The organism is Streptomyces sp. NPDC005811, assembly GCF_040630405.1.
In the GTDB taxonomy this organism is placed as follows: Bacteria; Actinomycetota; Actinomycetes; order Streptomycetales; family Streptomycetaceae; genus Streptomyces.
The window spans coordinates 81799-94768 of the sequence record NZ_JBEXXK010000036.1; the positions used below are offsets into that span (position 1 = coordinate 81799).

At 73.7% G+C, this 12970-nt stretch carries 13 protein-coding genes; 6 read left to right on the forward strand and 7 right to left on the reverse strand.

Annotation, left to right across the window (positions count from 1 at the left end):
- Positions 1 to 17: 17 nt before the first annotated feature.
- Positions 18 to 800 (forward strand): peroxide stress protein YaaA, encoded by a 783-nt coding sequence (gene yaaA, locus ABZ490_RS32940; RefSeq protein WP_358998289.1) that lies wholly within the window; start codon positions 18 to 20, stop codon positions 798 to 800.
- A 113-nt stretch (positions 801 to 913) separates the two neighbouring features.
- Entirely contained in the window at positions 914 to 1561 is a 648-nt protein-coding gene (gene eda / locus ABZ490_RS32945) for a bifunctional 4-hydroxy-2-oxoglutarate aldolase/2-dehydro-3-deoxy-phosphogluconate aldolase (protein ID WP_358998292.1), read from the forward strand.
- On the opposite strand, the gene ABZ490_RS32950 is transcribed toward eda, so the two are convergent.
- The 3 genes from ABZ490_RS32950 to ABZ490_RS32960 are packed head-to-tail and all read right to left on the reverse strand — an operon-like array spanning position 1533 to position 4687.
- The gene (locus ABZ490_RS32950; protein WP_358998295.1) at positions 1533 to 3080 is read right to left on the reverse strand and encodes a bifunctional RNase H/acid phosphatase; all 1548 of its coding nucleotides are present in this window, start codon (positions 3078 to 3080) and stop codon (positions 1533 to 1535) included. The two genes, eda and ABZ490_RS32950, sit on opposite strands and share 29 nt — an antisense overlap.
- A gap of 12 nt (positions 3081 to 3092) precedes the next feature.
- Positions 3093 to 3836 carry a C4-type zinc ribbon domain-containing protein gene (locus ABZ490_RS32955; protein ID WP_358998379.1) on the reverse strand — a complete coding sequence of 248 codons (744 nt, stop codon included), beginning with the start codon at positions 3834 to 3836 and terminating at the stop codon, positions 3093 to 3095.
- Complete coding sequence (locus ABZ490_RS32960; RefSeq protein WP_358998298.1) at positions 3833 to 4687, reverse strand: Nif3-like dinuclear metal center hexameric protein; 855 nt, start codon at positions 4685 to 4687, stop codon at positions 3833 to 3835. Before ABZ490_RS32960 ends, ABZ490_RS32955 begins: the two co-directional genes overlap by 4 nt.
- A 544-nt stretch (positions 4688 to 5231) precedes the next feature.
- Between ABZ490_RS32960 and ABZ490_RS32965 the strand changes: the two genes are divergently transcribed.
- Positions 5232 to 6398 carry a hypothetical protein gene (locus ABZ490_RS32965; protein ID WP_358998302.1) on the forward strand — a complete coding sequence of 389 codons (1167 nt, stop codon included), beginning with the start codon at positions 5232 to 5234 and terminating at the stop codon, positions 6396 to 6398.
- 96 nt (positions 6399 to 6494) lie between these two features.
- Positions 6495 to 6653 (forward strand): hypothetical protein, encoded by a 159-nt coding sequence (locus ABZ490_RS32970; protein ID WP_358998305.1) that lies wholly within the window; start codon positions 6495 to 6497, stop codon positions 6651 to 6653.
- A gap of 80 nt (positions 6654 to 6733) precedes the next feature.
- Here ABZ490_RS32970 and ABZ490_RS32975 read toward each other — a convergent pair whose 3' ends face one another.
- From ABZ490_RS32975 to ABZ490_RS32985, 3 genes are all read right to left on the reverse strand, one after another.
- Complete coding sequence (locus tag ABZ490_RS32975) at positions 6734 to 7678, reverse strand: 3-oxoacyl-ACP reductase (protein WP_358998382.1); 945 nt, start codon at positions 7676 to 7678, stop codon at positions 6734 to 6736.
- A 96-nt stretch (positions 7679 to 7774) separates the two neighbouring features.
- A complete protein-coding gene (locus tag ABZ490_RS32980) occupies positions 7775 to 8851 on the reverse strand; it encodes a Zn-dependent alcohol dehydrogenase (protein ID WP_055636572.1) in 1077 nt (358 codons plus the stop codon).
- A 117-nt stretch (positions 8852 to 8968) separates the two neighbouring features.
- Positions 8969 to 9826, reverse strand: coding sequence for a MaoC/PaaZ C-terminal domain-containing protein (locus ABZ490_RS32985; RefSeq protein WP_358998308.1), 858 nt, complete (start codon positions 9824 to 9826; stop codon positions 8969 to 8971).
- Positions 9827 to 10220: 394 nt separating this feature from the next.
- On the opposite strand from ABZ490_RS32985, the gene ABZ490_RS32990 reads away from it, so the two are divergent.
- Both ABZ490_RS32990 and ABZ490_RS32995 read left to right on the forward strand, forming a co-directional pair.
- Entirely contained in the window at positions 10221 to 11504 is a 1284-nt protein-coding gene (locus tag ABZ490_RS32990; RefSeq protein ID WP_358998385.1) for a sensor histidine kinase, read from the forward strand.
- A gap of 32 nt (positions 11505 to 11536) precedes the next feature.
- On the forward strand, positions 11537 to 12169 hold the full coding sequence (locus ABZ490_RS32995; protein ID WP_358998388.1) for a response regulator transcription factor: 633 nt from the start codon (positions 11537 to 11539) through the stop codon (positions 12167 to 12169).
- 54 nt (positions 12170 to 12223) lie between these two features.
- On the opposite strand, the gene ABZ490_RS33000 is transcribed toward ABZ490_RS32995, so the two are convergent.
- Positions 12224 to 12877, reverse strand: coding sequence for a class I SAM-dependent methyltransferase (locus ABZ490_RS33000; protein ID WP_358998391.1), 654 nt, complete (start codon positions 12875 to 12877; stop codon positions 12224 to 12226).
- Positions 12878 to 12970 lie beyond the last annotated feature (93 nt).

Consider the following 12970-nt stretch of genomic DNA (forward strand, 5'->3'; position numbering starts at 1 on the left):
CTACAGAAGGAGACACCTTGCTTGTCCTGCTGCCGCCCTCCGAGGGGAAGGCCTCGTCCGGTCGTGGCGCGCCGTTGAAGCTGGAGTCGCTGGCGCTGCCGGGGCTGACCGCCGCCCGTGCGGCCGTGCTCGGTGAGCTGGCCGAGCTGTGCGCGAGCGACGAGGAGAAGGCGCGCGAGGTACTGGGGCTCAGCGAGGGACTGCGCGGCGAGGTCGCCAAGAACGCGGAACTGCACACCGCGGGCGCCCGGCCCGCCGGGGAGATCTACACGGGCGTCCTGTACGACGCCCTGGACCTGGCCTCGCTGGACACGGCCGCGAAGAGGCGCGCGGCGCGGTCGCTGCTGGTGTTCTCCGGGCTGTGGGGCGCCGTCCGGGTGACGGACCGGATCCCGTCGTACCGCTGCTCGATGGGGGTGAGGCTGCCGGGGCTCGGCGCGCTGGGTACGCACTGGCGTGCGCCGATGGCGGATGTGCTGCCCGAGGCGGCCGGGGACGGGCTGGTGCTCGACCTGAGGTCGGCGGCGTACGGGGCGGCGTGGAAGCCGAAGGGCGAGGTCGCCGGGCGGACCGCGACCGTACGGGTGCTGCACGCGCCGACCCGGAAGGTCGTCAGCCACTTCAACAAGGCGACGAAGGGGCGGATCGTACGGAGCCTGCTGGCGACCGGGATCGCGCCGAAGGGCCCGGCGGAGCTGGTGGAGGCGCTGCGCGGGCTCGGGTACGTGGTGGAGGTCGGGGAGCCGGCGCGAGCGGGCACCCCTTGGGCGCTGGACGTGCTGGTGGACGAGGTGCACTGAACCCGGACATGGTGGTGTTGCAGCATGTGCAATGACCTTTGCGCAGGCTGCATCCCAGGGGCAGGATGAGGCGCATGACCTCATCGCCGCCCTCCTCTTCGGCTGCCCGGGTAATGGATTCTTCGGCTGCCCGGGTAATGGATCTGGCGCCGGTCGTGCCCGTCGTGGTCCTCGACGACGTGTCCGACGCCGTGCCGCTGGCGCGGGCGCTGGTGGCGGGCGGGCTGACCGCGATCGAGGTGACGCTGCGGACGCCGGTCGCGCTCGACGCGATCCGGGAGATCTCCGGGGCGGTCCCGGAGGCCGTGGTCGGGGCCGGGACCGTGATCGCGCCGGAGCAGGTGACGGCGTGCGCGGCGGCGGGGGCGCGGTTCCTGGTGAGCCCGGGCTGGACGGACGGCCTGCTGAGCGCGATGCGGGCGTCCGGGCTGCCGTGTCTGCCGGGGGTGTCGACCACGTCCGAGGTGGTGGCGCTGCTGGAGCGCGGGGTGCGGGAGATGAAGTTCTTCCCGGCGCAGGCGGCGGGGGGTACGGCGTATCTGCGGTCGCTGGCCGGGCCGCTCCCCCAGGCCCGGTTCTGTCCGACGGGCGGGGTCGGCCCGGACAACGCGGCGGAGTATCTGGCGCTGCCGAACGTGGCGTGCGTGGGCGGCACCTGGATGCTTCCGGCGGACGCGGTGGCGGCGCGGGACTGGGCCCGGATCGAGGGCCTGGCGCGCGCCGCCTCCAGGCTCAGGGACGCAGGTGGGACGTGTCGTTGAAGAGGCGGACGCTGGCGTTCCCGTCGGCGTAGTACGCCACCGCCGACAGCGAGGCCGCCGACAGCTCCATGCGGAACAGGGACTCGGGCGGGGCGCCGAGCGCGAGCCGGACGAACGTCTTGATCGGGGTCACATGGGTGACCAGCAGGACCGTACGGCCCGCGTACGCCGCGACCAGCTTGTCGCGGGTGGCGGCGACCCGGGCCGCGGTGGCCGCGAAGCTCTCACCGCCGCCGGTCGGTTCGGCCTCCGGGTCGCCTAGCCAGCGGGTCAGGTCCTCGGGGTGGCGCTCCTGGACCTCGCCGAAGGTGAGGCCCTCCCAGGCGCCGAAGTCCGTCTCGATCAGGCCTTCCTCGATCGTCACCTCCAGACCGAGGCGGTCGGCGACGGCACCGGCGGTCTGGCGGGTGCGGGCCAGCGGGGAGGCGAGGATGTGCTGGATCGTGCCGCGCCGGGCGAGCGCCGCCGCGACCCGCTCCGCCTGCTCCCGGCCGACGTCCGAGAGGGAGGGGTCGGTGCCGCCGCGGCCGGAGAACCGCTTCTGGGGGGTGAGGGGGGTCTCGCCGTGCCGGAGCAGGACGAAGGTGGCGGGGGCACCCAGGTCGGGGGCGGAACCCCAGCCGACGGAGGGTTTGGCGGCGGGGGGCCTGCCGGTGGGGGTGGCGACCGTCCGGGCCGCCCGCAGATCGGCGGCGGCCTTCGGGACGGCGGTGGGGTCGGTGTCGGCGGCACCGGCAGAGCCGTCGGCCTCAGCGCCCTTCGAGCTGCTCATCCCGGCCTCCGTCGCATCGGCCTCTGTCGCATCGGCCTCTGTCATATCAGCGTCCGTCATATCAGCGTCCGTCACATCGACGTCCGCGCCATCAGCGCCCGTCACATCGACGTCCGTCACATCAGCACCCGTCACATCGGCGCCCGCGCCATCAGCGTCCGTCACATCGGCCGCCGTCGAGGACGACGTACGTGCCTGGGCCAGCGCCTCGCGGGCCCTCGCCGCGCCCGCCGTCGCGTCTCCGGGCGGGCCGGCGGGCTCCGGCGCGGTCGCCGCGGTCCGGGCGGCCGCCGACGTGGCCAGGGCGGCCCGGGACGTCTCCGGGTCCCACTGCTCACCGCGCCGGCCCGCGTCCATCGCCTCGTTGGCGAGCCGGTCGGCGTGCTTGTTCCGCTCGCGCGGGATCCACTCGTAGGTGACCTGTGCGGGCGGGAGCAGCCGGGCGGCCTCCATGGCCAGCGGCTTCATGTCCGGGTGCTTGATCTTCCAGCGGCCCGACATCTGCTCGACGACGAGCTTGGAGTCCATCCGCACGCGCACCGTCGCCGACGGGTCGAGATCGAGGACGGCGCGCAGACCGGCCAGCAGCCCCCGGTACTCCGCCACGTTGTTCGTGGCGACCCCGATGAACTCGGCACGCTCGACGAGGGTCTCCCCGGTCGCCGCGTCGATCACGACACTGCCGTACCCCGCGGGCCCGGGGTTGCCCCGCGACCCGCCGTCCGCCTCGACGATGAACGCCCGCACGCCGCGGCCCCCTTACAGCCCGGACTCGGACGTGCGCACGAGGATCCGACGGCAGTTCTCGCACCGTACGACGGTGTCGGGCGCGGCCTTGCGGATCTCGCTCAGCTCGGTGATGGCGAGCTCCTGGCGGCAGCCCTGGCAGGTGCGGGCGTACAGCTTGGCCGCGCCGATGCCGCCCTGCTGCTCGCGCAGCTTGTCGTACAGCTTGAGCAGGTCGGCGGGGACGGACCCGGCGACGACCGCGCGCTCCTTGGTGACCGAGGCGGCCTCGCCGTCGATCTCCGCGCAGGCGGCGTCACGGCGGGCGGTCGCGTCGTCGATCTTGCCCTGGAAGGCGCCGACCCGCTCGGTCAGCTCGGCGACCCGGTCCTGCGCGGACTCACGGCGCTCCATGACCTCCAGGACGACGTCCTCGAGGTCGCCCTGGCGCTTGGCGAGGGAGACGATCTCCTTCTGGAGGTTCTCCAGGTCCTTGGGGGAGGTGACCGCGCCGGAGTCCAGGCGCTGCTGGTCGCGGGTGGCGCGCTGGCGCACCTGGTCCACGTCCTGCTCGGCCTTGGTCTGCTCGCGGGCGGTGTCGCTCTCCTCGGTCTGCGCGGCCACGAGCAGGTCGCGCAGTTGTGCCAGGTCCTTGGTGAGCGACTCGATCTCGGCGTGCTCGGGCAGCGACCTCCGCTTGTGGGCGAGCTGCTGGAGGCGGACGTCGAGGGCCTGGACGTCGAGGAGGCGGATCTGGTCGGCGGGCGCGGCGTTCAGTTGGGGGCTCCCATTGCGCTAGAGGTGGTGGACGCCGCGTGGGCGGTCCAGGGGTCGGTGACCGTGCGCGAGACGTGGACCCTGAGGCCCCATCCGTTGCGGTCGGAGATCTCGTCGAGCTGGGCTGCGGCCAGCTCGCACCAGGGCCATTCGGTGGCCCAGTGCGCCGCGTCGAGCAGCGCGAGAGGACTGTGGGAGCGGGCCTCCGAGGCGGGGTGGTGGCGGAGGTCCGCGGTGAGGAAGGCGTCGACGCCGGCGGCCCGGACGTGGTCGAACAGGCTGTCCCCGGAGCCGCCGCTGACGGCGACCGTGCGGACGAGCGCCTCGGGGTCGCCGGCCACCCGGATGCCCTGCGCGGTGGCGGGCAGCCGCTCGGCGGCGCGGGCGGCGAACTCGCGGACGGTGACCGGGTGGTCGAGCGCGCAGATCCGGCCGAGGCCGCGCCGGCCCTGGGGGTCGCTCGCGTCGGGCACGAGGGGCCGTACGACCCGCAGGTCGAGCGCGCCCGCGAGGGCGTCGCTCACGCCGGGGTCGGCGGTGTCGGCGTTGGTGTGGGCGACGTGCAGGGCGATGTCGTTCTTGATGAGGGTGTGCACGACCCGGCCCTTGAAGGTGGAGGCCGCGACGGTCGTCGTCCCGCGCAGATAGAGGGGGTGGTGGGTGACGAGCAGGCCGGCACCGAGCTTCACCGCCTCGTCGACGACGTCCTGGACGGGATCGACGGCGAACAGCACCCGGGAGACGTCCTGATCCGGCTCCCCCACGACGGTGCCGACCGCGTCCCAGGACTCGGCCCGCTCGGCGGGCCACAGGTTCTCCAGCGCGGCGATGACTTCAGACAGACGGGGCACGGGGAAAAGGCTACCTGGCCGCTCTGCGGACCTGGGACGGGCGGGAGTGTGTGCACATGACACCCACGGACCGAGGCGGCCGGGCCACCACCGCACACGCCGCCGTGGCCACCACCGCACACGCCGCCGTCGCCACCACCGCACACGCCGCCGCGGGCACTGCTGGCGCCGCCATGTGTGCTGCCACGCCCGCTGCCGCACGCACTGCCACGCCCGCCCCCACATCGCTGCCGCCCGCCCCCGCATCGCCACCCGACCCACCGCCACACGCACTGCCCGCCCACCGCCACACACGCCACCACGCCCGCCCCCACGCCCGCCCTCACATCGCCGCCGCCCGCCGTCACATCGCCGCCACGTCGGCCGCCGCATCGCCGCCCCGCCCCCGCCGCGTCAATCCCCGCACCTCGCCGGGAGCAGCACAGCCACCCCATCCGCCTCTGATGAATCGCTTCTGCACCACTCGTACGAGGGAAGCCCCCCGCCTCCGGCTCCCCCGGCCGCGCGTGCGAAAACTAGCTTCTTCGGCGGAGGTGACCGACCCATGACGGCCTGTGCCATCGAACCCACCGCGGAGGGCGGCGACGAGGACCCCGTCCCGCCCGTCCCCACGGCCCCCTGTGTGATCACCGCGGACGGCGCCTACGCCGCCCGTCTCGCCCGCGGACCCCACCCCGACGCGTGGTTCCCGGAGCGCTGGACCCTGGACGGCCCCGAGCCCTACGCGGTTCCGCTGCCGGTCCACCAGCCGGAGGAGCCCGGCACGGAGGTGCAGCCACTGGCCGACGGCCGGGTGCTGATCCGCCGGTACGTCCAGGACCGGCACACCTTCTCCCTCCTCTACCCGACCGGTCCCGGCACCGGCGAGCTCCCCCTGGGCGCCGTGGAGTGCCCGGACGCGCGCGCCCGGCTGCGGCTGCTCCCCCCGGCCCCCTGCGGCGGGCGCGCCTACGCCCTCGCCGTGGGCGAGCGCACCAGCACCGTGTGGCTGGTGGCCGGCGGTGCCTTCGGCCCCGAGCGGCTCGCCGTGGTCCCGGGCCGCTGCTCGGGCGGCATCTGGCTGGACCGTACGGGCCGCATGCTCGCCCTGGACCGGGAGCTCGGCGGCCGGACCAAGACGGTCGTGGTGGACCTGGAGCTCGGCGAGGTCTCCCCGCTGCTCCAGATCGCCGCCGACAGCGACGACCGGCTGCTGCTCGCCGACCCGGACAGCGGCCTGCTGCTGATCCGCTCGGACGCCCCCTCCCCCGGCGCCCCCCGGCTCGGCTGGGGCGTCCTCGGCAGCACCCTGCCGGTGCGGTTCCCTGAGTCCCTGCGGCTGCCCGACTGCGCGCTCACGCCGTTCGCCGTCCAGCCCGGCCAGGTGCTGCTCCCGGAGCGCTGCGCGGTGGCGCTGCGCATCGACGGCTCCTTCGGCACCTGGGTGGGCACCTGGCGCCCCGCCGAGCGGCGCCTCCATCAGCTCGCCGCCCCCGAGGGCTGGCTGGCGGGCAGCGGCCTGTGGACACCGGACGGCGTGCTGAGACTGCCGTACGCCACCCACGACGAACCCTGCGCGGTGGCCCGGCTGATCCCGCCCGTCACCCCCGTGGAACCGGAGCCGGACGCACGGGCCGCACCGGACGTCCCGGAAGCGACGGCTCCGGAGCCCGCCACGCCTCGCCCCGTGCCGTTGCAGCAGGCTCCTCTGAGCCGTCTTGTAACGAACTAGCTGCGGTTGGCGTGGCCGCCTGGATCAGCCCCGTGGTCCGCCGGATAAAATCGCCCGGCTGTAAGAAAGATCATGTTGACGGGGTGAACTCACCAGATGAGCGACGCAAGCACGACGCAGCCGCTGTCCGCCGACGCCCAGGAGGCTGCCGGCCACGGCCGGCACCGGGGCCAGACCTCGGCTCAGGACGCCAACGCGGCCCCCAGCGGGCGGCACCGCAAGCCGGCCGAGGACAAGGCCGAGGCGGCTGCCTGACAGTACGCCGAAGGGGCTCCGCCGTCCATACCCGGACGGCGGAGCCCCTTCGCACATCACGCCCTAAGCCGCTGAGCGCTTCACGGCTGTTCCCTCTTCAGGCCCAGCACCTCCGCCGCCGCGAACGTCTCCCCCGCCGGCCGGTCCGCGAAGTGGGCGCCCAGGACGGTGTCCAGCTCCTCGAAGCCGAACGTGTCCCCCTTGCTGTCGAACTTCGCCCGCACCCGGGGCCGTTCGACCACCGCGATCATCCCGCCGTGCACCACGAGCAGCTGCCCGTTGACGCGTGCGGCGGCCGGTGACGCCAAGTACCCGACGAGCGGGGCGACATGCTCGGGCGCGAGCGGGTCGAGACCCTCGGCGGGCTGTTCGAGCCCGGCGAAGACGTCCTCGGTCATCCGGGTCCGGGCACGCGGGCAGATCGCGTTGACCGTCACGCCGTACTTGGCGAGCGCCAGCGCGCTGGACGTCGTCAGGCCGACGATCCCGCCCTTCGCCGCGGCGTAGTTGGGCTGTCCCGCCGATCCGGCGAGGAACGCCTCCGAGGAGGTGTTCACGATCCGCCCGTACACCGGGGCGCCCGCCGCCTTGGACCGCTCCCGCCAGTGCGCGGCGGCGAAGCGGGTGGTGTTGAAGTGGCCCTTGAGGTGGACCCGGATCACCGAGTCCCACTCCCCCTCCGCCATCGAGAAGACCATGCGGTCGCGCAGGATGCCCGCGTTGTTGACGACGATGTCGAGCCTGCCGAACTCCGTGATCGCCGATTCGACCAGGTCACGGGCCTGTCGGAAGTCGGAGACATCACCCGTGTGGACGAGGGCGTTGCCGCCCCCCACGCGGATCTCGGCCGCGACCTCCTCGGCCGGGCCCGCCGACGCCTCGCCGGAGCCGTCGCGCCCGGACTGCCCGTAGTCGTTGACGACGACCGCCGCGCCCAGCCGGGCCAGTTCCAGCGCCTCGGCCCGGCCGAGCCCGCGCCCGGCCCCGGTGACGATCGCCGTGAGCCCCTCCAGCGGCGATGACAGCGGTGTCGTCCGCGATGCCGTCCCTGGTCCCGTCCCTGGTCCCGTCCCTGGCCCCGTCCCTGGTCCCGTCCCTGATGCCATCCGTGGGTCCGCCCCTCAGATCTCTATGCAGGTGCGCAGGGCGGTCCCGGTGCGCATCTGGTCCAGCGCCTCGTTGATCTCCGCGAGCGGGACGCGGTGGGTGATGAGCCCGGCGAGGTCGATCCGGCCGGCCCGCCACAGGGCGATGGTCCGCTCGTAGGAGGTCAGGACGTCCCCGCCGCCGTACATCGAGGGCAGGATCCGCTTCTCGTCGAAGAACAGCTCGAACATGTTGAGCTGGAGGTGGTCGTCCATGGCGCCCGCGCCGACGACGACGAGGGTGCCGCCGCGCCGGGTGTTCTCGTAGGCGGTGCGGGCGGTGGCGGAGCGGCCGACGACCTCGAAGACGTAGTCGAAGCCCTCGCCGCCGGTGACCTCCTGCTTCGCGCCCGGCAGTTCCTCCGGCGAGACCGCCCGCGTGGCGCCGAACCGGAGCGCGGACTCACGGCGGGAGGCGACGGGATCGACGGCGACGATCTCGGCGGCGCCCTTGAGCCGCGCGCCCTGCACGGCGGAGATGCCGACCCCGCCGCAGCCGATGACGGCGACCGACGAACCGGCCGCCACGTCGGCGGTGTTGAGCGCGGCGCCCAGGCCGGTGGTGACCCCGCAGCCGATGAGCGCAGCGATGTCGAACGGCACGTCGTCGGGGATCGGGACCGCGCAGCCCGCGTCGACGACGACCTCCTCGGCGAAGGTACCGGTGCCCGCGAAACCGAACACATCCCCTCCGGGACGGCGGAAGTTGGGCGTTCCCGCGTTCATGAACCCGGCCAGGCACAGCTCGGTCTGGCCGCGCTTGCAGGCGGGACAGGCGCCGCAGGCGGGCAGCCAGCAGACCACCACCCGGTCACCGGGCTTCACCCGGGTGACGCCCTCGCCCACCTCCAGGATCTCGCCCGCGCCCTCGTGTCCGGGCACGAACGGCGCGGGCTGCGGCAGCACCCCGCCCATCGCGGAGAGGTCCGAGTGGCACAGCCCGGTGGCCCGGACCCGGATCCTGACCCGGCCCGGGCCGAACCCGACCGCCTCGACGTCGTCGAGGACCTCCAGCTTGTCCTGGCCGATCTCGTGCAGTACGGCTGCGCGCATGGTGCGGCTCCCCTCAGGGCGTCCAGGGTTCGGGTTCGGGTTCTGTTTGGGGTTGGGGTTGGGGTCGGGGTCGGGGTTGGGGTCGGGGTTGGGTTCGGGCTCGGGTTTGGCTGGGGTTCAGGAGTGTTCGACGATCGTGTCGGCGAGGACGGGCGCGTCGTCCCTCTCGACCGCGCTCACGGCGACCCGCGCCTCGCCCTGCCCGCGCCACATCCGGATGCGCAGGGTCTCCCCGGGGAAGACGACACCGGCGAAGCGGGTGGTGTACGACCGCACCCGGCTCACGTCCCCGTCGAGCAGTGTGTCGACGACCGCTTTCAGGGTGATCCCGTAGGTGCACAGGCCGTGCAGGATGGGCCGGTCGAACCCGGCGCGCTTGGCGAACTCGGGGTCGGCGTGCAGGGGGTTGTAGTCGCCGGAGAGGCGGTAGAGCAGCGCCTGGTCCTCGCGCACGGCCCGCTCGACGGTCCGGTCCGGCTCCCCGGCGGGTGCGTCGAGGCGTCCGGACGGCCCCCGGTCGCCGCCCCAGCCGCCCTCTCCCCGTACGAAGATCTGGGCGTCGTTGGTCCACAGCGGGCCGTCGGCGTCGGCCACCTCGGTGCGCATGACGAGGACGGCGGCCTTGCCCTTGTCGTACACGGCGGCGATACGGCCCGTCGCGGTGGCGGTGCCCTCGGTGGGCAGGGGGCGGTGGATCTCCAGGCGCTGGCCGCCGTGCAGGACGCGGGCGAGGTCGACGTCGACGCCGGGCATGGACAGTCCGCTGATCACACCGGGCGAGCCGGATCCCGCGACGGTGGCGAAGCTCGGCAGGACGTGCAGACGGGACTCCAGGGTGTACCGCAGCTCGTCGGGGTCGGTCGCGGGGATGCCGGCGCCGATCCCGAGGTGGTAGAGCTGGACGTCCTTGCGGGTCCAGGAGATCTCGCCGGACCGGGGTTCGGCGGCGAGTGCCTTGGCTGCGTCGATGGGCATGGGGCTCCTGTGTGTCCGTGGAGGGCACGGTGGTGTCCGTGGAGGGCACGGACCTGTCCAAGACCTCGGTGCGACCGTCCGCACCGATCGGGCGCACCGAGGCCGTCGCGCGCCGACCTAGAACGCGTTCCAGTCCGGCGCCTTTTGTATAGCCCAGCGCTCGACAGTTGTGAAGGCTCCTGACGGGGTGTCAGAGATCGGGCGGGGTACGGACGGGTGGGCCCGGGCACTGTGACATTTGTACCGGTGGACCGGTGACATCCCGATCTGCCGGAGCGCCGCCCGGGGCCGTAGCGTCGAGAGCGTGGACACCGCTGGAACGGGGGCAACAGAGATGACGACGTCGACACCGGGTCCGGGCCGGTCCGGGCGGAGGCGTGCGCTCGCCTCCCGTATGGAGGCCTGGCGGGCGGGCGTACGACGGGAAGGGCAGCAGCGCCGGGAGTGCAAGGACGCCGAGCCCCCGGGCCCGCCGTCGCACCCTTTCGCCCTGCTGCCCTGGCTGCTGCTGGGCATGGGCGCCTTCTCCAACCTCTTCCAGGGCGAGACCCCCAACCCGTGGCTGGGCGGCCTGGGCGTGCTCACCTTCAACTCCTGCTATATCTACGTCGCCGTCCGCGCCTTCGTGAAGGAGAAGCGGGAGTCGCGCTCCACCCGGGTGGCGCTGGCCGTCATGGCGCTGGTGACCATCGGTCTCGCCCTCGGCTACGGCGGCAGCTGGGTGCTGTTCTTCCCGCTGCTCGGCCTCGCCACGGGCGCGTCCCTGCGCGGCCGGCCGCTGAAGTTCGCGGGGGTGGCGCTGGCCGTCGTGGCGGCCGCGGTCGCCTTCCGCCGCGAGGGCTGGGGCGGACTGGACACCGCGTACGCCACCTGGATCTCGACGATCGTGACGGCCGTGATCCTGAGTCTGTCGGAAGCCGTCCGGGAGCTGCGGGCGGCACGCGAGGAGCTGGCCCGTCAGGCGGTCGACCAGGAGCGGCTGCGCTTCTCCCGCGATCTGCACGATCTGCTCGGGCACACCCTCTCGGTGATCGTGGTGAAGTCGGAGGCGGCCCGCAGGCTGGCCCCCGCCCGGCTCGACGCGGCCCTCACCCAGATCGCGGACATCGAGTCGGTGGGCCGCCAGGCGCTGACGGAGATACGGGAGGCGGTCACCGGCTACCGCGAGGGCAGCCTCGCGACCGAGCTGGACCGGGCCCACTCGGCGCTCACCGCGGCGGGCGTGGAACCGTCCGTGCACCGGTCGGGGTCGCCCGTGGAGCCGAGGACCGCCGCCCTGCTGGGCTGGGTGGTACGCGAGGCGGTCACCAACGTGGTCCGGCACAGCGGCGCCACCCGCTGCGAGATCACGGTGTCGGGGACACCGGAGCGGGTCGCCCTGACGATCACGGACAACGGCACGGGTGCCGCCGACACCGGCAAGGGCGACACCGACGGCTACGGAACCGAACGCACCGGCACGGGTCTGACCGGTCTGCGCGAGCGCCTGGCGGCGGCGGGCGGCTCCCTGACGGCGGGTCCGGGCCGGGGCGGCGGCTTCACGGTGACCGCGGAACTCCCGGTGGATCCAGGCTTCCCGGGAGCGGAGCGACCGGAGCGGGCGGACGCGGTGATCGGCTGCTCCGCACCCGCAAGGGAGGTGCCGTCCCTTCAGACCGGCTCTACGCTTGGGCCGTGAACGACATGCCCGGTGGCCGACCGGTGAACGAGATGCCCCGCGACCGCCGTCCCGCCCGCTCGATCAGGGTCCTGCTGGCGGAGGACCAGGGCATGATGCGCGGGGCGCTGGCCCTGCTGCTGGGGCTGGAGCCGGACATCGAGGTCGTCGCGCAGGTCGGCACCGGGGACGCGATCGTGGACGCGGCCCTGGTCCACCGCCCCGATGTGGCCCTGCTCGACATCGAGCTGCCCGGCATGAGCGGCCTGGACGCCGCCGCCGTCCTGCGGGAGGAGGCGCCCGGCTGCCGGGTGCTGATCCTGACGACGTTCGGCCGACCCGGCTATCTGCGCCGGGCCATGGAGGCCGGGGCCGCCGGGTTCCTGGTCAAGGACGGTCCGGTGGAGGAGCTGGCGGAGGCGATCCGCCGGGTGCTGACCGGCGAGACGGTGGTCGATCCGGCACTCGCCGCGGCCGCGCTCAGCGCCGGCCCCAGCCCGCTCACCACCCGCGAGTGCGACGTACTGAAGGCGTCGGCGGACGGGGTGACGGTCGCCGACATCGCGGCGGGACTGCACCTCTCGGAGAACACCGTCCGCAACTACCTCTCCTCGGCCATCGGCAAGACCGGCACCCGCAACCGGACCGAAGCCCTGCGCGAGGCCCGCCACCAGGGCTGGCTGTAGCGGACCGGACCGTCGGGGCCTCCGGGGCCGTCGGGGCCTCCTGGGCCCGACGGTTCAGATCCCGGCGCCGGTGCGTCGCAGCACCCGCAGCGAGCCGGTGCCGGGGACCTCGGTGAAGGCGCCGGAGGCCAGGGCCCGCAGATAGACCCGGTAGGGAGCCTGCCCGGTGAACTCGTCGACGGGGTCGGGGAAGACGTCGTGGATGACGAGGAGGCCGCCCTCGGCGACATGCGGGGCCCAGCCCTCGTAGTCGGCGGTGGCGTGCTCGTCGGTGTGACCGCCGTCGACGAAGACGAGACCGAGGGGCGAGTTCCAGATCTTCGCGATCTGCGGGGAGCGTCCGACCAGGGCCACGACGTGCTCCTCCAGACCCGCCCGGTGCAGGGTGCGGCGGAAGGTGGGCAGCGTGTCCATCAGCCCGATCTCGGGATCGACGGTCTCCGGGTCGTGGTAGTCCCAGCCCGGCTGCTGCTCCTCGCTGCCCCGGTGGTGATCGACGGTGAGCGCGACGACCCCGGCCTCCCGGGCCGCGTCGGCCAGCAGCACCGTGGACCGCCCGCAGTAGGTCCCGACCTCCAGCAACGGCAGCCCGAGCGCCCCGACCCCGACGGCAGCCGCGTACAACGCGAGCCCCTCGTCCACGGGCATGAACCCCTTGGCCGCCTCGAACGCGGCGACTACTGCGGGCTTGGGGACGGCGGCGGCCATGGAGCGCCTTTCGGTCGTACGGCACATCAGCGGGCCCCATGCTGCCGTACCCCCGGCCGCGCATGCGACAGGGGGTACGGGCGTGGTCTTTCA